Below are 18,407 nucleotides of genomic sequence, written 5' to 3'. Positions count from 1 at the left end.
TTGCTTTATGGTAGAAATGTCGCCAACGTCCTTGGAACAATCCAATTGGCTGGAGTTTTCTACCTTGTCAGGGCTGCCAGGGTTGGTTGCAGGTGTAGATGAAGTAGGGCGAGGCGCTCTATTTGGGCCTGTGGTGGCGGCAGCAGTGATCCTACCAGATCATGCTTTGCCAATACTAATGGCAGCTAAAATCAAAGATAGTAAAAAGTTATCTAGTTCTCGTAGAACTCAGCTAGCACACCAAATTTGTGAGCTGGCTATAGACTGGAAAATTGGGTTTGCTTCTACTGCCGAAATTGACAAGATAAATATTTTGCAAGCAACGCTCTTAGCAATGAAGCGGGCTGTACTGAAGTTAAAGGTACAGCCTGCACTTTGCTTGGTTGATGGTAATCAGTCAATCAAAGATTTGCTATTGCCCCAACAAACAATAATCAGGGGGGACGAGCGATCGCTCGCCATTGCCTCTGCTAGTATTGTTGCCAAGGTTTGGCGTGACAATTTGGTACTGCGTCTAGCATTAAAATACCCTATGTACAGCCTGGAGTGTAACAAGGGTTATGGTAGCCAGCAGCATTTGCTGGCTCTGCAACAATATGGGCCCTCGCCTCTACATCGTCAGTCTTTTCGTCCTTGCCAAATCAAAATACTAAACGCTGAGTGATTAAATAATTACTCAGCATTCAGGATTGGCAATTCAGTATTGTTACCGCTAAGTCCTCTATCTTTGGTTTGTGATATCACCCAATAGCGATAATCCGCCAAAAGTTGATTTAATAACCGTTGTTTGACTGATAACAACACGCTTTTGAGCAAAGCATTACCAGTAGTTTCTAAAATCGGCTTGGGAGTGAAAGAAAATGGCGGTGGCAAATCGACCAGCACTTCTAAATCAGCCCTTCCTTGCAGGCGAGTACCACTGCTTGACTCTTTGGGAGACAAATGTCCTTTTAAATTCAGAGCAAAACGCTGGTTAATATACTCGAAGCCCAGGATTTCACAGCCTAGCGATCGCAAATTAATTATTCCATTTGATTCTGCCCAAACTCTCATGTCTACAGTAGGTTGAATACTCAATGACATAAAACTTAACGGACGCATTTTCAAACGAAATACTTCCTCAGAAAGCTGCTCAATTCTACTATTGTCAGCCAAAGCCTTAACTAGACGTTGAGGCTGGCGTAAGTAGTGCTGAATGGGAATAGGCTGCTCTGGAACAGCGATTTCAACCGATTGGGAGGCAGTAAACCGGGTAGCCATGAGCGGATAAAAATATATGTTTCTTAATTTTAATATTTTTTAATAAATTAAATCTGATTATTAGAAAACTACAAAATTTATTGACTATAAAAATGATTGTTGCTTATCAGCTATACATTATTAGCAAAAAGTTGGTACGCTCATTACTATCTTTAGTTCAAAAAATATATATTCTAATTTAACTATTGACAGGAAAACAATAATATGCATACTTATAATATCAGAAACCAATATAATAATTGCTTTTAAATCTTTAGAGGAATCTAGCAAAAAAAACTACTAGGAAATCTATCTGATAGAAGTGCTGTTTTCCATAAATTGTTTTCTTAGATACATATTTCGCTCTATTCGCTTAGTGCGTAAATTTTAGAGATAACAGTGTTTAGTAAGAGTAGATTTGGATATATTAGCTAAGACCAAAACCTTATAATTTCTTAGGACTTACGCAAAAATTTCTAAAAAGCTTAATTTATCGAACCGCCAAGACGCCAAGAGCACCGAGAATTCGTAGAGTGTGCGTAAGTCCTATTTCTGTTTACCGATTAAACTCGCAAATCAAGGCTAAAAGCATGACTTTATTGATCGCACATTTAGGGCCTCCCGGCACTTATACAGAACAAGCAACTGTTTTTTATGCCAACTGGCTAACTAAAAATACGGCAGTTGAAGCTAGTCTATGTCCCTATCCCAGCATCTCCCAGTCACTGCACGCCGTTGCTGATGGTCAAGCCCACTTGGCTGTTGTGCCAGTAGAAAATTCTATTGAAGGGAGTGTGACTATGACACTAGATACACTATGGCAGTTGGACAGTTTGCAAATTCAGTTAGCCTTAGTATTACCTATTGTCCATACGTTAATTTCTTGCGCTTCTAGCTTAGATAAAATTAAAACTGTTTACTCTCACCCGCAAGCTTTGGCACAATGTCAGGGATGGTTAGAGAGGTTTCTCCCGACTGTACAGATTATTCCTAGCAATTCTACAACCGAAGCATTACAGCGATTGGAGCATGAGACAACAACAGCAGCGATCGCTTCTAGTAGAGCAGCTCAACTATACAACCTGCCCATACTTGCTAGTGGCATCAACGACTATCCAGAAAACTGTACTCGTTTTTGGGTAGTAAGTCAGGGTGAAGCAGATATTGGATATCAGGCATCAACAACAAGCGCCAGTCACACATCGCTAGCTTTTAGTATGCCTGCCAATACACCCGGAGCATTGCTCAAACCCTTGCAAATATTTGCTCAACGAGGAATTAACCTCAGCCGGATTGAATCTCGTCCGACGAAGCGATCATTAGGCGAATACTTGTTTTTCATGGATTTAGAAGCGGATACCAAAGAAGCACAAATGCAATCTGCTTTAGCAGAATTAACTATGCACACAGAAATTTTAAAAGTTCTTGGCGCTTACAATGTTTTGCCGATCAGCGCTGTTACTTCATAAGTTAGGAGTTAGGATTTTGGAGTTATCAGTTATTAATTATCAGGTAGGGAATATAAATTATAAGTTGCCAATCTTTTATTTTTTGTTATTTATTCCTAACTCCTCACTCCTCTACAGACGCGATTAATCGCGTCTTTACTCCTCACCCCTGTACAGACGCGATTAATCGCGTCTTTTCACTTTTGATTAAACGTGTCTTTAAGAACAGAGCGAGCGGCCAAGTGATTCCGAGTAGAGGTTAAAATTTCCGCTTCTCGCTCAAGACGAGTTGCAGTATCTTGCATTTCTAGCAATAACTGCTGCTCTGCGGCAACACCATAAAGATTACTCGCTACCCAATAAGATAACTCTGTTGGTAGGTCAGGCAAATCTTCTGGCAGTTCGATATTTTGTTCGGTTAATTTGGCTGATAGACGCACAACATCTCGCAGTAGTTGTTCTACCTCAGTTGATAAAGGTCGCAAATCTTTAGCAGGTGGTTGGTCTTCAATCCACTCAACTAAGCCAACGCGGTATGGTTTTTCACGAACATACTCTAATACCCGAAATCTTTGCTGCCCTAAAGTTAACATCTTGATGCGATCATCTGGCAGCCGTTGATGATGAACAATTTCCGCACAGCAACCAGTGTTTGCAATTGTACCTTTAACAGGATCGACCATCAAAACACCGAACCTGCGATCGCTCTCCAAAATCGTGTTCATCATGATTCGGTAGCGAAATTCAAAGATGTGCAGAGGCAATGGTCTGGTAGGAAACAGAACTACTTCGGGTAACGGGAACAGAGGTAGTTCACGAACTGCAATTTTAGAAGATGATGTCATTGTTATCTTGGTATAAACTTAATCTTTAAAATTTGTTTTTCTCTGCTTTTCCCGTACTTTATCTACATTCTATCATTTGTTTCCTAGCTAAATAAAAGCCCTGAGATATATTTCTTCAGGGCAATGTAAAAATTCATACTAATGTCATTTGTCTTTTGTACTTTGTTTGAGTACTTATGACTAATGACCACTGATTAATCACTAAATTAAAGTTTGACTTCGATATCTACACCCGATGGTAGATCCAATTTCATCAGGGCATCAATAGTCTTAGAAGAGGGCTGGTAAATATCAATAATCCGGCGATGAGTACGGGTTTCAAAGTGTTCCCGTGAATCTTTATCTACGTGAGGTGATCGCAGCACACAATAGATCCGGCGTTTTGTTGGTAAAGGAATTGGGCCTACGGCTGTAGCATTGGTGCGGTTAGCTGTGTCTACAATCTTCTCGCAAGATGTGTCTAATAAACGTCGGTCAAAAGCTTGTAAGCGAATTCTAATTTTCTGCTGCTGTAGAGTTGCCATCTTTAATTTTCCAGGTTCTGCGTAATTAGGGGTATGGTGAATGAAGGAGAGACGCGATTAATCGCGTCTGTACAAGAGTGGTAAGTGGGGTTAAAGGAGACAAAATTGCTTGGCTTGTTCCTACTTACTCCCTACTCCCTTTAATTAAAAAGGAAGAGAAAGGAGCAGAGAGGCACAATAAAGACCATCTCTGCTCCTTTGTTATGAGCGAAATGCTACTTGATAATTTTGGAGACGACACCAGCACCAATGGTACGGCCACCTTCGCGGATAGCGAAGCGCATTCCTTGTTCAATAGCGATCGCGTTGATCAATTCTACTGTCATCTTGATGCGATCGCCTGGCATCACCATTTCTACTTCTTTGCCTTCATCGGAGGTGTAAGCTTTGATGGTACCAGTTACATCAGTTGTCCGCACATAGAATTGGGGACGGTAGCCAGCGAAAAATGGAGTCTTACGACCACCTTCTTTTTCTGTTAGGACATAAACCTCACCTTCAAATTCATTGTGAGGTTTAATCGAACCAGGTTTAGCGATGACCATACCCCGTTCAATATCAGCCTTTTGGATACCCCGGAGTAGTACCCCAGCGTTATCCCCAGCCATACCTTGGTCGAGACTCTTCTTGAACATCTCAATACCAGTTACGGTAGTGGCGCGAGTATCTCTGATACCCACTAGTTCAACGTTATCGCCAACTTTGACTACACCCCGCTCAATCCGACCGGTGGCAACAGTACCACGACCTGTAATTGAGAAAACGTCTTCTACAGCCATCAAGAAGGGTTTATCAACATCCCGCTCAGGAGTGGGGATGTAAGAATCTACAGCATCCATCAATTCGTAGATTTTGTCTACCCAAGGATTTTCACCGCGTTGGGTTTTAGGATTCTTGGTCATTGCTTCCAGAGCTTGCAGACCAGAGCCTTTGATAATGGGGATATCATCGCCAGGGAAATCGTAGCTTGAAAGCAGTTCTCTAAGTTCTAGTTCTACTAGTTCCAAGAGTTCTGGGTCATCCATTAAGTCTTCTTTGTTCAAGAAGACAACCAGACTGGGAACGCCTACCTGTTTTGCTAACAGGATGTGTTCGCGGGTTTGGGGCATAGGGCCATCGGTAGCAGCAACTACGAGGATACCTCCGTCCATCTGAGCAGCACCGGTGATCATGTTCTTCACATAGTCAGCGTGGCCTGGACAGTCTACGTGAGCATAGTGCCGATTTGCAGTTTCATACTCTACGTGAGCGGTATTGATGGTAATACCCCGTGCTTTTTCTTCTGGAGCATTATCAATTTGGTCGTAGCCCTTAGCTACAGCCTGACCCATAGCTGCCAAGGTCATGGTGATGGCTGCTGTCAAGGTAGTTTTACCGTGGTCAACGTGGCCAACTGTACCGATATTAATGTGGGGTTTATTCCTTTCAAACTTTGCGCGTGCCATGAATGCTCATTTCCTTATTTTAACTAAGCGTTCCCTTTGCTTTTTGCAATGATAGTTTCAGCTACGCTGCGAGGCACCTCTTCGTAGTGGCTGAACTCCATCGTGAAGGTACCCCGACCTTGCGTTTTTGACCGGATATCAGTGGCGTAGCCAAACATGCTCGCCAGTGGAACTTTAGATGTTACCTTAGCGAGTCCCTTTTCGGTGCTTTGGCTTTCAATCTGCCCTCGACGGGTGTTGAGGTCGCCAATGACGTTCCCCATATAGTCTTCAGGAACTTCAACTTCAACTTTCATCATAGGCTCTAAGATGACAGGTGAAGCTTTCAGCACAGCCTCTTTCATCGCCATTGAGCCGGCGATTTTGAAAGCCATTTCTGAAGAGTCTACATCGTGGTATGACCCATCAATTAAGGTCGCTTTAACGTCAATCAAAGGATATCCAGCTAGAACACCGGATTCGCAGCTTTCTTTCATCCCTTGTTCTGCGGGGCCAACGTACTCTTTAGGTACTGAACCACCAGCAATTTTGGAAACGAATTCAAAGCCAGTACCGGGTTCTCCAGGCTCCAAATTGATCACAACGTGACCGTATTGACCTTTACCACCACTTTGGCGGATGAATTTGCCTTCAACTTTGTTCACAGCTTTCCGAATTGTTTCTCGGTAAGCTACTTGTGGCGCACCTACATTCGCTTCCACCTTGAATTCTCGTAACATCCGGTCTACTAGAATTTCTAGGTGTAGCTCTCCCATTCCCGCAATTACGGTCTGGTTTGTTTCCGGATCGACGCGGACTCGGAAGGTGGGGTCTTCTTCTGAGAGAGATTGTAGAGCTTTGGACAGTTTGTCCATGTCGTTCTTGGTTTTGGGTTCAACCGCCACCGAGATCACAGGCTCAGGAATGAATAGGGATTCCAGAATTACTGGTGATCCATCATCACAGAGTGTGTCACCTGTCAAGGTGTCTTTCAATCCCAGAGCTGCTCCCAAATCACCCGCTCGCAGTTCATCGACATCTTGCCGATCGTCTGCCTTCATTAGAACTAAGCGGGAAATCCGTTCTTTTTTATTCTTACTAGCGTTGAGAACGTAGCTGCCCTTTTTCAGGACACCAGAATAAACGCGAACAAATGTCAGGCGACCGTAAGGGTCAGCCATAATCTTGAATGCCAGAGCAGCTAGAGGTTCGTCGTCATCAGCCCGCCGCTCAACAGTATCACCATTAGGAAGTAAGCCTTGAATTGGCGGTACTTCACTGGGCGCTGGCAGGTAATCGACAACGGCATCCAGCATCAACTGCACGCCTTTGTTTTTAAATGCTGAACCGCAAAGTACTGGTACAATTGTCCCGTCAATTGTGCCTTTACGCAGGGCTGTCCGAATTTCCTCTTCTGTAAGTTCTTCGCCATCGAAGTACTTAGTCATCAGAGCATCATCGGTTTCTGCTGCGGCTTCTACTAGCTTGGTGCGGTATTCTTCTACCTGCGCTTGCAATCCTTCCGGGATATCGGTTTCCTGGATATCAGTACCTTGGTCATTTGCGTAAATATACGCACGTTGCCGTACTAAGTCAACGATACCTTGGAAGTCGTTTTCACTACCAATCGGTAGTTGAATAGCGATCGCATTCGCCCGTAGGCGATCGCGAATTTGTTCATGAACTTTATAAAAGTTCGCTCCGGTGCGATCCATCTTGTTGATAAAGGCGATCCGAGGAACTTTGTAGCGTTCTGCTTGCCGCCACACTGTCTCAGACTGCGGTTGCACGCCGCCCACAGAACAAAATACTGCGATTACACCATCCAACACGCGCATGGAACGCTCAACTTCAATTGTGAAGTCTACGTGACCCGGAGTATCGATAATGTTTATTTGATGATCTTTCCAACTGGTACTGATAGCAGCAGCTGTAATGGTGATTCCCCGCTCCCGCTCTTGCTCCATCCAGTCTGTGACGGCAGTTCCTTCATGAACTTCGCCAATTTTATGAATTATCCCAGAGTAAAATAATATTCTCTCTGTTGTTGTTGTTTTGCCCGCATCTATATGCGCCGCAATACCAATGTTGCGTACTTTCTCTAGCGGGATCGTGCGTGCCACAGCTACCTCCTATAGTTTTTGCCTCATGATATCTTGTATATTACTCTTTGTTAAGATTCTATACTTTTAGGGAAAACCGTCTTCTTTTTGTAAATCATACGATATACCGCTTCTGGAGCGCGATATATCGCTTTTCTACTTAGTAACGATAGTGTGCGAATGCTTTGTTAGCTTCCGCCATCCGGTGCGTTTCTTCACGTTTCCGAATCGCATTGCCAGTTTCGTTGGCAGCATCCATTAATTCATTTGCCAGTTTGCTTGCCATTGTCCGGCCTGGTCTTGAGCGAGAATATTGCACTAACCAACGCAGTGCTAGGGTAGTACCCCGTTCTGTACGCACTTCCATTGGTACTTGGTAGGTTGCTCCACCAACTCGCCGAGCTTTTACTTCTACTAAAGGCGTGGCATTTCGCACTGCTCTTTCAAAGGTTTCCAAAGCACCAGCACCAGTGCGTTCTTCAATAGTTTTTAATGCATCATAAACAATCCGTGCGGCAAGTGATTTCTTGCCATGACGCATGATCCGCCTGATAATCATGCTCACAAGGCGACTGTTATATACAGAGTCAGACGGAACTGGGCGCCTTTGAATAACACCACGACGAGACATACTTCACCTTTAATTCGGAATTGGCAACGAAATTATATGCTATCAGACACCGGAAACTAAAAGCTGTGGAACTAAACCCTCAGACTTTCTCAATTTTGTTTTCGACTGTTACAGCAAGGCTGACTTAAATTGACTGCTAATTTTGGATTAGAGTTTTTGGTAGATGTTCCGACCACAAGGATTGGAAAAAATCAAAAGTCTGTAAGCCTCATCCCCCTGTGGGTTCGACCAATCCAAAAGTGCAAATCTAAAATTTAAAATTCATTGAATTACTAGCTGCAACTAAATACTCAAGGCGACAAGACTCTAAACTTTAATGTCCAGATTAGAATTCTGCTGTGGGTTACAGCATTCTCCTCAGAACTTCTACACTTGCTCGCTTAGTGTAGGTGTAGCCTGCTTGATTTTTTTAACAGACTTGAGCAGCTTTCGTAACTGCTCTTAGTACACAGACCTTGATAGTTTTTTTGTCTTTGAGCGCTTGTAAGCTAGACGATTAATCGTGTTGGATGCGATTAATCGCCCGATCCTATTTTTTCGCTTCTTTCGGACGCTTGGTTCCATACTTGGAACGCCCTTGTTTACGGTCTTTGACTCCGGCTGTATCTAGGGTGCCACGGATAATGTGGTATCTCACGCCTGGTAGATCCTTAACCCGACCACCACGAATCATTACAACTGAGTGTTCTTGTAAGTTGTGACCAATACCTGGAATATAAGCTGTGACTTCAAATCCAGAGGTAAGTCTGACTCTTGCTACTTTACGTAGAGCTGAGTTAGGTTTTTTTGGTGTAGTCGTGTATACTCTGGTACAAACTCCCCGACGTTGGGGGCATTGTTTCAGAGCTGGGGACTTGGTTTTCTGACGCGCTTGTTCGCGCTCGTTACGTATTAGCTGCTGTATTGTTGGCATGAGTTACAGCGCGTAAAGCTGCTTATATGTCTAAGTTTTAACAAATCCTAATTATATCGTTTTTTACGGTTTTATGTCAATTGTAATTTTTCCTTAATTAGTTAGTCATTTTTCCTTTATTATTGGCAAATGATCGCTAAATTTTGGACTATTGACTAGTTATGGAGAATGAATTACCACAGCCACAGGTTGCGATCGCCTGAGGGTTTTGGAAGCGAAAACCACCACCCATTAAGTCTTCTGAATAATCCATCCTCAAACCATTGAGGTAACTTAAGCTTGTGGCATCTATGACTACTTGAATCTCATCCAAGTTAAAAACCTGGTCGTCAACTTTTATTGCTTTATCGAAGGACATATCATAAAAGAACCCGGAACAACCACCTGGTTTTACTGCCAATCGAAATAAGACATTTGGTTGCTGCTTGGACTTTATTCGCCCAATCTCACTCGCGGCTGCTTGACTCAGATGAATCATGGAACTCGTTTTTTATAATTGAAAACCCTATCTTGATTTTACAGACGGATGGATTAATCCTAGCTTCTTGAAAATTCCAAATCATCGAAGCTATGAGGGCGATCGTTATTACTACATTTATAGCACAAAATATTTCAGTCCCCACCTAGTTAAGGTGGGGATTTCTGGGGTGTAGTGGTTCCCAAAGACGGTTTGCACAAAAATGTATTCAGTTTTTAGATTAGAGCTTTAATCTTTGGTACGAGCATAGTCATCTTGGTAGCGAATAATATCATCTTCTCCTAAATATTCGCCATTTTGCACTTCAATCAACACCAAAGGAATCACGCCAGGATTCTCTAAACGATGAGATGTACATTGGGGTACATAAGTTGACTCATTATTACTCAGTAGTACTTCTCTCTCGCCACAAGTTACCCTAGCTGTGCCAGATACGACAATCCAATGTTCGCTGCGGTGGTGGTGCATTTGGAGACTGAGGCGGTGTCCGGGCTTAACTTCAATGCGCTTGATTTTGTATCCGCGCCCTTCTTCCAAAACTGTAAAAGCACCCCAAGGACGTAGCTCTGTTGCAGCAATGCCTCTGGAAGTGATATTTGAAGGTAAATGTAGAGTTTCAGTCTGTGTAGTTTCTTGATATCGAGCCATAGTTACCTCATTTGAAGACATAACAAACCGTTGGTACTCTTACTATTGATAGAAAAATCTGGCGCTATCTTGCAACGTTGGAAACCAGCAATTTTGTCGCACCTTGATAAAGATAGCAAAATCAAACGTGACGGTGTAAATCATCACTCCTAAAACTCTTGCATCTACACTAAGTCTTCATCAAGCAAAATGGCAGCTTGTTGTAATCTTTAAAAAAATAGGAAGTGAGGAGTGGGGAATTGGAGTGAAGGATTATCTCCCTTATGTCCCATTCCCTACTCCTTGATTATCGTGGTTTTAGGAAAATACCAATTCCATTATGAACACGGGCAGCTGTACTAGGGGAGCGATCGAGTAGTTGTCCTCCTAAATAAAGGCTGGTAGAACTACCACCATCTAAATTTAGGGCATCCACACAGCCCATCTGTTGCAGCAATTGGGCATGTTCTCCCAAATTAGGGCCATAACCGCCCGGACGATTATGTGTGGCAGTAATCATCAATGTACCTGTTGCTGTTGTGCAAATACCGCTACGAATAGCCTTTTCGGCAATAAAAGCATTGCTGAATTTTTCGCCTTTGGCATCGAGGACAATTTGACGGTTTTGGACTAATAGCGGCCCGGCTCCGATTATGTGGGGATAACGACTAAAATCAGCCGGGGTAGTGGTGCTGGAAATGCTTACTGCGCTTCCAATAAGTAGCTGTGAGGCAGCACTAGCTGCGTTGGCACGTAAGGTTAGTAGGTAGCCATCCTGAGGAATGGGAACGGCCGTCTCACCAACTTTGCCGCCTGGTAATTGTTGAGTAATTTGGTTTTTCTCTACCACTAGGATAATTTCGTTATCCGTCAAGGGCGTATAAGTTGATCCCCAAGCTGGCGTGTAACGAGAAATACCACTTTGGATGTAGCCGCTATTGAGAAACAGAATTGGTAGGCGCTGGTCATTTGCCGTGATTAAAGTTTCTTCTAAGGTGAGACGACCAAAGTAAAATTGACCAGAATCATTCCAAGCGATCGCACCTCGGTTGAGAATAGGGCCTGATAACCACTGACCATCCCGACGAATCGCACCCAAGGGGAATCTGTTATTGCGGTTAAAATAACCACCATTAATTCCAGCTACTGCTAGGTAACGTTGTGCTGTTTGAATTAAGGGAGCAGTACCCGCAAGTCCATTAGTACTAGCCCACATAGGTTTTAGAGTTAGACCAAATTTACGAGGATTAACTTCTAACCAGACTACTGGAAAGCGTTCTGTACCTAAGCTGACATAATGCTGTCGCCAGCGCAATCCTGGCGCCCAAGTAATATCTCTTTCTTCTAGGGGATCGGGTCGAATATTGATAATCAGGCGATTGGGGTTATCTACAGTACTAACTTGAGGCGATAGACCGAAGGGAACGCTCAGACTAATTATGGTTTGGTTTTTCACGACCTCCACTTGTTGAATTAGTGGTTCAGGTACTGGTGCAGGTGCTGGTGCTGGTGGTATTGGTTGTGTTGGTGTAACTGGTAATAATTGTTTGAGCAAGTTTGGCAGCAATGTTGGTGGTACTGCTGGTGCTGGTGGTGGCTGGGGGGTATAGCGTTCTATCAAAAGGGGATCGGCTATTCCATCCAGCGTAATTGTCCACTCTCGATTTGGAGGTGTAGTGGGTTTTAGGGTTGGTGTATCTGGATCGAGGGATGGAGTTTCAATTTTTTTAATAATTGACCCTTGTGCAACTTGCCAGGGAGTTGGATGATCTAAATTGACAAGAATCCGAGTCTGTTGCAAAGGGGTACTCGCTTCTGGAGGTTCCTGGCTTTGAACAATGTTTGTAATTTGCACTTTTGGGGTAGCAATCACCAAAATGTTGCCATTGGTTCGGATTTCCCATCCAGATGTTTGAGCAAAATTAGTAATATCAAGATAGCGATATGCGCCTAGTAGCTTAGTGGATAAAATCAGTGGCTTTGTCACCGATGAAAACCACTGTATTGGTTGCGTTGCTGAGTTACTACTGTTTAAGAAATTTACTCCAATTAACTGCCTAAATGCCCCATCACTGAGATGAGTTGTAATCCGACCAGCTTTTCCAGATTGCTGTAACCAAGTTCCTGGTAGAGTACGACCATTGAGGGAAATTTGATTACCAGAGGATACTACGCCTGTTAAAGCAGGTGTAGGTGACTGGGAGATAAGCCTGGGTCTTGATTGGGCGTTTTTTGAGGACTCTTGGGCGATCGCAGCACATGTAGTAGTTAAGCATAGTGTTATTAAAAATATTGATGACACAGTAGCCCGGAAAAATCTGCGTTCGCCATTCTCTGATTGGCAATAATTCGGCATTTTTACCATAATTTACTAGGTTTTTTGAAAACTATCAGCCAAGGTATAAACTAACTAATTATTTGGAAATATAAAAAAAACATGAGTTTATTTTTGAAAAAACATGCTATTGTATATATTGGCTAGTTATCTCTTTTAAAAGCCAAGAAGTTTATTTAGACGCTAAAGCAACTGCAATGAAGTGTTTTAACTGGCACTAATTCTAACCACACTATACACGGTAGTTTTGATTATCAAAACTGGATTAAGATATTTAATCCTGACTGAACGTTGCTAATTCAGTAAGGTCTAGTTAATAGTAATACATGCGCTAACTAGTAAGCGGAAAAACTCTAGATAACAAAGATATTTGGGAATTGTCAAATGGGTATATATTGTAATACGCTGATTTTATTGCTGGATCGGGATAACTAAATAATTACTAATTCGTAATTAATAAGGGTACAGCAGCCCACACTAAATTAAAGATTTAGTGGTTAACAAGACAATGGAGGGTGCGACCCCCCACTGATTACAACTACGAATTAAGGTAGCGTAACTTAAAGCCTTCTCTCTGCCTTGGCGCTAGCCTCTCCCTTTGGGAGAAGGAGAGAGGCTAGCGCCAACGTTTAAAGCAAGTCCTTGATTGTCACGATCAATTATGAATTATTTCGACTTTGGCTTTAAAAAATACTACAGCGTTTAGTTTTGTTTCAGGTGAGCCGAAATAGGCTCTATGAGTAGCTAGCGTGCATCTGGAAAAAGAGAATTGAGAAAATATTTAGCTTCACAATATAAAAAAGAAACTGTCAGGGCAAAAATAATGTCTTGGCGGAGGTAAGTTGTCTAACACCGCATAAATACATAAAAAGTACGCATAAATTTTAACACGGGTGAACTAAGAAAGTAAAACCGAAGTTAAAATTTTTTTTCCCTAAATTTCGGTGCTTTTATATTTTTCCATCGCTGAATTTAGAAATTTTTTCCATAACGTAGTGGCAAAATTGGTAACTCAATACTTCAGGAACAGGGTATGAATAATAAACCGATGAATCAAAACCAACAAATCACAGCGAATATCAACTCAAGAGATACCTATCAGGGGCAAAAGTGGTTAGTAGAGGAACGAGATGCCTGTGGTGTGGGTTTTATTGCTCATCGCCAAAATCATACCAGCCACGAAATTGTCGAAAAAGCCTTAGCTGCTTTAACTTGCTTAGAACACCGGGGAGGTTGTAGCGCCGATCAAGATTCTGGTGATGGTGCTGGAGTATTGACAGCTATCCCTTGGGAGTTGTTCCAACAAGACTTTGCCGAAAGTGGAAAGGAACTTCCATCCATCAATAATATAGCTGTTGGGATGATCTTTCTACCACAAGACCAGGAAGCAGCACAAAAAGCTAGGGCGGCAGTTGAGCAAGTGGCTGCTGAAGAAAAATTCACTGTACTGGGTTGGCGAGTTGTGCCAGTGCAACCTGATTTGCTTGGGGTACAAGCAAGAGAAAATCAACCCCAGATTGAACAAGTTTTATTAGCTTCTGTTGACAAAAGCGGCGATGAATTAGAACGGCAATTGTACATTACCCGCCGCCGAATTAGTAAAGTTGCAACTAATATCTCAGAAGAATTTTATATCTGCTCGTTGTCAAGCCGCACAATTGTCTATAAAGGCATGGTGCGTTCTGCCGTATTGGGCAGCTTTTATGACGATTTAAAAAATCCAGCTTACAAAAGCGCCTTTGCTGTCTATCACCGCCGCTTTAGTACCAACACAATGCCCAAGTGGCCCCTAGCTCAACCAATGCGGCTTTTGGGCCACAACGGCGAAATCAATACTTTGTTGGGTAACATCAACTGGATGATGGCACGAGAAGCTAGCCTAAACCATCCTGTATGGGGCGATCGCATCAAGGAACTCAAGCCATTAGTTCATATTGATAACAGCGACTCAGCTACCCTAGACAATGTGCTGGAATTGCTGGTTTGCTCTGGACGCAGCCCTTTGGAAGCTTTAATGATTATGGTTCCAGAGGCTTACCAAAATCAGCCTTCTTTAGCTAACTCTCCAGAAATTGTTGATTTCTACGAATATTACAGTGGTCTGCAAGAAGCGTGGGACGGGCCAGCACTTTTAGTATTCAGCGATGGCAAAAAAGTTGGTGCAACACTAGATCGTAATGGCTTAAGACCAGCTCGCTACCTGATCACCAAAGACGACTACATTGTGGTAGCTTCGGAAGCTGGTGTAGTAGACTTTCCAGAAGCTGATATTGTCGAGAAAGGTAGGCTCGGCCCAGGACAAATGATTGCCGTGGATTTAGTAAATCATGAAGTCCTGAAAAATTGGGAGATTAAGCAGCGCATTGCCAAGCAGCACCCTTATGGTGAATGGCTGCAACAGTACCGTCAAGAACTAAAGTCATTAGTTGGTCATCCGTCATTAGCAAATGGCAATGGCAAAGGACAAGTGACAATTGACAAGCAAACATTGCTTCAGCTGCAAACTGCCTTTGGCTACACCACAGAAGATGTAGAAATGGTGATTCATCCAATGGCGATCGCAGGTTCAGAGCCAACTTTCTGCATGGGGGATGATATTCCTTTAGCAGTGCTGTCAACAAAACCCCACCTGCTGTATGACTATTTCAAACAGCGTTTTGCTCAGGTGACTAACCCAGCGATTGATCCCCTGCGGGAAAAGCTAGTGATGTCTTTGAAAGTCGAACTGGGTGAACGGGGTAATTTATTAGAACCTAAAGCCGAATATGCTCGGAGATTGAAACTTGAATCGCCAGTATTAACAGATGGTGAGTTAGAGGCAATTAAGCTGTCAGGATTTGCCACGGCTGAGTTGTCAACCCGATTTGCGATCGCTACCGGCCCTGAAGGATTAAAGGCCGCAGTCCAATCTTTACAAGCACAAGCAGCCCAATCAGTCCGCGCAGGTGCAAAAATTTTAATCTTAAGCGATAAGGCAAATGACGGTATCAGCCCAGAAGATACATACATTCCTCCCCTGTTAGCAGTGGGTGCTGTACATCATCACCTGATTCGGGAAGGGTTGCGAATGAAAACATCCCTAATTGTCAATACTGCTCAATGCTGGAGTACTCATCACTTTGCTTGTCTCATTGGCTACGGTGCTGGTGCAGTTTGTCCGTATATGGCTTTGGATACAGTGCGTGATTGGTGGTCTGATCCCAAAACTCAAAAGTTAATGGGTGTAGAAAAAATTCCCACCCTCACCCTAGAACAAGCTTTAGGAAACTATCGCAAAGCAGTAGAGTCAGGTTTGCTAAAAATTCTCTCCAAAATGGGAATTTCTCTGCTCTCCAGCTATCAAGCAGCCCAAATCTTTGAAGCTATTGGCATTGGTGGAGATTTAATCAAACTGGGATTCCGGGGTACGACTTCCCGTATCGGTGGTTTGAGTGTTAACGAACTAGCTGATGAAGTGCTTTCCTTCCACTGCAAAGCTTTCCCAGAAGTGACGGCCAATAAGTTACAAAACCTCGGCTTTGTGCAGTATCGCCCTGGCGGCGAGTACCACATGAATAGCCCAGAAATGGTTAAGGCGCTGCATAAGGCTTTAGATGGCAAAAACTACGACCACTACGAAGTTTACAAGAAGCATCTTCAAGGTAGGCCAGTAACAGCCTTGCGCGACTTGCTAGACTTCCAAGGCGATCGCACCCCAATTTCTATAGAAGAAGTTGAGTCGGTAACTGAAATTGTTAAGCGCTTCTGCACCGGTGGCATGTCTTTGGGTGCTTTGTCAAGAGAAGCCCATGAAACTTTAGCGATCGCCATGAACCGCATTGGCGGTAAATCTAACTCTGGAGAAGGCGGCGAAGATCCAGTGCGCTATACGGTTTTAGATGATGTAGACGAGTCTGGTCACTCGCCAACCTTACCTCATTTAAAAGGATTGCGGAATGGCGATCAAGCCTATAGTGCCATCAAGCAAGTTGCATCAGGACGCTTTGGTGTCACGCCAGCGTACCTAGTCAACGCCAAACAAATTGAAATCAAAATTGCCCAAGGTGCTAAACCTGGGGAAGGTGGACAGCTACCAGGGCCCAAGGTGAGCCAATACATAGCGATGTTAAGGCGCTCGAAGCCAGGTGTCACGCTGATTTCACCACCACCGCACCACGATATCTATTCCATTGAAGACTTAGCACAACTGATTTTTGATCTGCACCAAATTAATCCCAAAGCCAAGGTGTCGGTGAAGTTAGTTGCAGAAGTTGGCATTGGCACGATCGCAGCTGGTGTAGCCAAGGCAAACGCTGATATTATCCAGATTTCTGGACATGATGGTGGTACAGGTGCATCGCCACTAAGTTCGATTAAACATGCTGGTTCACCGTGGGAACTGGGTTTAAGTGAAGTGCATCGCGTCTTGATGGAAAATAGCCTGCGCGATCGCGTGATTTTGCGCGTAGATGGCGGACTCAAGAGTGGCTGGGATGTGGTAATAGGTGCATTGATGGGCGGTGAAGAATTCGGTTTCGGCTCCATCGCCATGATTGCTGAAGGCTGTATCATGGCGCGAGTTTGCCACATGAATACCTGCCCTGTGGGTGTTGCTACGCAAAAAGAAGAACTCCGCAAGCGGTTTACCGGAATGCCGGAACAGGTTGTCAACTTCTTCTACTTCATCGCCGAAGAAGTGCGTAGTTTGTTAGCACGACTTGGCTACCGTTCTTTGTCAGAAATTATTGGACGTGCAGATTTGTTGAAACTGCGCCCAGAGGCAAAACTCACCAAAACGCAGTCATTGAACCTAGATTGTTTACTGAAGCTACCAGATACCAGAGACAATCGTGATTGGTTACTGCATGAAGAAGTCCACAGCAACGGCGTGGTTTTGGATGACAAGATGCTTGCCGATTCCGACATTCAGACTGCCATTAGGGATCAGTCCACTGTTACCAAGACTTACCCAATTATCAATACTGACAGAACAGTAGGTACAAGATTAGCGGGAGCGATCGCTTCTCAATACGGTGACAGCGACTTTGAAGGACAAATTAATCTCAATTTTACAGGTAGTGTTGGGCAAAGCTTTGGTGCGTTCAACCTCCCCGGTATAATTTTGACCCTGACAGGAGAGGCAAACGACTACGTAGGTAAAGGAATGCATGGTGGTCAAATCATCATCAAACCTTCACCCGATGCTACCTATAACGCATCACAAAACGTCATAGTTGGCAATACGTGCCTCTATGGTGCTACTGGTGGCATGTTATTTGCCAACGGTTTAGCAGGAGAGCGCTTTGCTGTGAGAAACTCCAAAGCCATAGCAGTGATTGAAGGCGCTGGAGATCACTGCTGTGAATACATGACTGGTGGTGTGATTGTCGTCCTCGGCAAAGTAGGACGTAACGTAGCAGCTGGAATGACTGGTGGATTGGCGTACTTCTTAGATGAAAACGACTCATTTCGTGAGTTAGTCAACCCGGAAATTGTCAAAATCCAACGGGTGATTACAGAAGCAGGTGCAAAACAACTGCAAGAGTTAATCAAAACTCATGCTGAACGCACTGGTTCACCAAAGGCGAAGAAAATTCTGCAAAACTGGCAAGAATTTTTGCCGAAATTCTGGCAGTTAGTTCCGCCTTCTGAAGCTGATAGTCCAGAAGCCGATCCTGAGCAAAAAACAACTAAGTTTAGTTTAGTAAGCAGTCATTAAGAGACTTCCAACAAATAAATTATCCAATCTTATGAGGCAGGCCGGAAAGCCTGCCTTTTGATAAAACAAGGTTCTCATACCCCAAATAAGTAAAATACCTCAAGAGAAATACCCTTGAGGTATAAGCATAATTGTTTAAGAAT

13 protein-coding genes are annotated in these 18,407 nt (G+C 43.5%); 3 read left to right on the top strand and 10 right to left on the bottom strand.

Annotated elements, in window-relative coordinates; translation table 11 throughout:
• Positions 1 to 7: 7 nt before the first annotated feature.
• On the top strand, positions 8 to 664 hold the full coding sequence (locus tag RMY00_RS16665) for a ribonuclease HII (RefSeq protein WP_322648588.1): 657 nt from the start codon (positions 8 to 10) through the stop codon (positions 662 to 664).
• 8 nt (positions 665 to 672) lie between these two features.
• Here the strand turns inward: RMY00_RS16665 and RMY00_RS16660 are convergent, their stop codons facing one another.
• Complete coding sequence (locus RMY00_RS16660) at positions 673 to 1,260, bottom strand: DUF1997 domain-containing protein (RefSeq protein ID WP_322648587.1); 588 nt, start codon at positions 1,258 to 1,260, stop codon at positions 673 to 675.
• Positions 1,261 to 1,829: 569 nt separating this feature from the next.
• On the opposite strand from RMY00_RS16660, the gene pheA reads away from it, so the two are divergent.
• The gene (gene pheA / locus RMY00_RS16655; protein WP_322648586.1) at positions 1,830 to 2,708 is read left to right on the top strand and encodes a prephenate dehydratase; all 879 of its coding nucleotides are present in this window, start codon (positions 1,830 to 1,832) and stop codon (positions 2,706 to 2,708) included.
• A 176-nt stretch (positions 2,709 to 2,884) separates the two neighbouring features.
• Here pheA and RMY00_RS16650 read toward each other — a convergent pair whose 3' ends face one another.
• From RMY00_RS16650 to RMY00_RS16610, 9 genes are all read right to left on the bottom strand, one after another.
• Positions 2,885 to 3,532, bottom strand: a complete 648-nt coding sequence (locus RMY00_RS16650; protein WP_322648585.1) for an LON peptidase substrate-binding domain-containing protein — start codon at positions 3,530 to 3,532, stop codon at positions 2,885 to 2,887.
• Positions 3,533 to 3,738: 206 nt separating this feature from the next.
• Entirely contained in the window at positions 3,739 to 4,056 is a 318-nt protein-coding gene (rpsJ, locus tag RMY00_RS16645) for a 30S ribosomal protein S10 (protein WP_017320518.1), read from the bottom strand.
• Positions 4,057 to 4,271: 215 nt separating this feature from the next.
• Positions 4,272 to 5,501: an elongation factor Tu gene (gene tuf, locus RMY00_RS16640; RefSeq protein ID WP_109011175.1), complete on the bottom strand. Its 1,230-nt coding sequence runs from the start codon at positions 5,499 to 5,501 to the stop codon at positions 4,272 to 4,274.
• Positions 5,502 to 5,524: 23 nt separating this feature from the next.
• A complete protein-coding gene (gene fusA, locus RMY00_RS16635) occupies positions 5,525 to 7,603 on the bottom strand; it encodes an elongation factor G (RefSeq protein WP_322648584.1) in 2,079 nt (692 codons plus the stop codon).
• Between the two features lie 139 nt (positions 7,604 to 7,742).
• On the bottom strand, positions 7,743 to 8,213 hold the full coding sequence (gene rpsG, locus RMY00_RS16630) for a 30S ribosomal protein S7 (protein ID WP_069070112.1): 471 nt from the start codon (positions 8,211 to 8,213) through the stop codon (positions 7,743 to 7,745).
• Positions 8,214 to 8,742: 529 nt separating this feature from the next.
• Entirely contained in the window at positions 8,743 to 9,126 is a 384-nt protein-coding gene (gene rpsL, locus RMY00_RS16625) for a 30S ribosomal protein S12 (protein ID WP_012410236.1), read from the bottom strand.
• 148 nt (positions 9,127 to 9,274) lie between these two features.
• Positions 9,275 to 9,604 (bottom strand): iron-sulfur cluster assembly accessory protein, encoded by a 330-nt coding sequence (locus RMY00_RS16620; RefSeq protein ID WP_322648583.1) that lies wholly within the window; start codon positions 9,602 to 9,604, stop codon positions 9,275 to 9,277.
• 228 nt (positions 9,605 to 9,832) lie between these two features.
• The gene (locus RMY00_RS16615; RefSeq protein WP_322648582.1) at positions 9,833 to 10,252 is read right to left on the bottom strand and encodes a cupin domain-containing protein; all 420 of its coding nucleotides are present in this window, start codon (positions 10,250 to 10,252) and stop codon (positions 9,833 to 9,835) included.
• Between the two features lie 286 nt (positions 10,253 to 10,538).
• Positions 10,539 to 12,587 carry a phosphodiester glycosidase family protein gene (locus tag RMY00_RS16610; RefSeq protein ID WP_416212072.1) on the bottom strand — a complete coding sequence of 683 codons (2,049 nt, stop codon included), beginning with the start codon at positions 12,585 to 12,587 and terminating at the stop codon, positions 10,539 to 10,541.
• Positions 12,588 to 13,599: 1,012 nt separating this feature from the next.
• Between RMY00_RS16610 and RMY00_RS16605 the strand changes: the two genes are divergently transcribed.
• Positions 13,600 to 18,264 (top strand): glutamate synthase-related protein, encoded by a 4,665-nt coding sequence (locus tag RMY00_RS16605; protein ID WP_322648580.1) that lies wholly within the window; start codon positions 13,600 to 13,602, stop codon positions 18,262 to 18,264.
• The last annotated feature ends 143 nt before the right edge of the window (positions 18,265 to 18,407 follow it).

It is taken from the genome of Nostoc sp. ChiVER01 (assembly GCF_034531155.1).
GTDB lineage: Bacteria > Cyanobacteriota > Cyanobacteriia > Cyanobacteriales > Nostocaceae > Nostoc.
This window is presented reverse-complemented; position numbering and strand designations above follow the sequence as displayed.

Coding starts and splice junctions, on each gene's coding strand:
- pheA (WP_322648586.1), top strand. CDS start 1,830: ATGACTTTATTGATCGCACATTTAGGGCCTCCCGGCACTTATACAGAA.
- rpsG (WP_069070112.1), bottom strand. CDS start 8,213: ATGTCTCGTCGTGGTGTTATTCAAAGGCGCCCAGTTCCGTCTGACTCT.
- RMY00_RS16615 (WP_322648582.1), bottom strand. CDS start 10,252: ATGGCTCGATATCAAGAAACTACACAGACTGAAACTCTACATTTACCT.
- tuf (WP_109011175.1), bottom strand. CDS start 5,501: ATGGCACGCGCAAAGTTTGAAAGGAATAAACCCCACATTAATATCGGT.
- rpsJ (WP_017320518.1), bottom strand. CDS start 4,056: ATGGCAACTCTACAGCAGCAGAAAATTAGAATTCGCTTACAAGCTTTT.
- rpsL (WP_012410236.1), bottom strand. CDS start 9,126: ATGCCAACAATACAGCAGCTAATACGTAACGAGCGCGAACAAGCGCGT.
- RMY00_RS16605 (WP_322648580.1), top strand. CDS start 13,600: ATGAATAATAAACCGATGAATCAAAACCAACAAATCACAGCGAATATC.
- RMY00_RS16660 (WP_322648587.1), bottom strand. CDS start 1,260: ATGGCTACCCGGTTTACTGCCTCCCAATCGGTTGAAATCGCTGTTCCA.
- RMY00_RS16650 (WP_322648585.1), bottom strand. CDS start 3,532: ATGACATCATCTTCTAAAATTGCAGTTCGTGAACTACCTCTGTTCCCG.
- RMY00_RS16610 (WP_416212072.1), bottom strand. CDS start 12,587: ATGCCGAATTATTGCCAATCAGAGAATGGCGAACGCAGATTTTTCCGG.
- RMY00_RS16620 (WP_322648583.1), bottom strand. CDS start 9,604: ATGATTCATCTGAGTCAAGCAGCCGCGAGTGAGATTGGGCGAATAAAG.
- RMY00_RS16665 (WP_322648588.1), top strand. CDS start 8: ATGGTAGAAATGTCGCCAACGTCCTTGGAACAATCCAATTGGCTGGAG.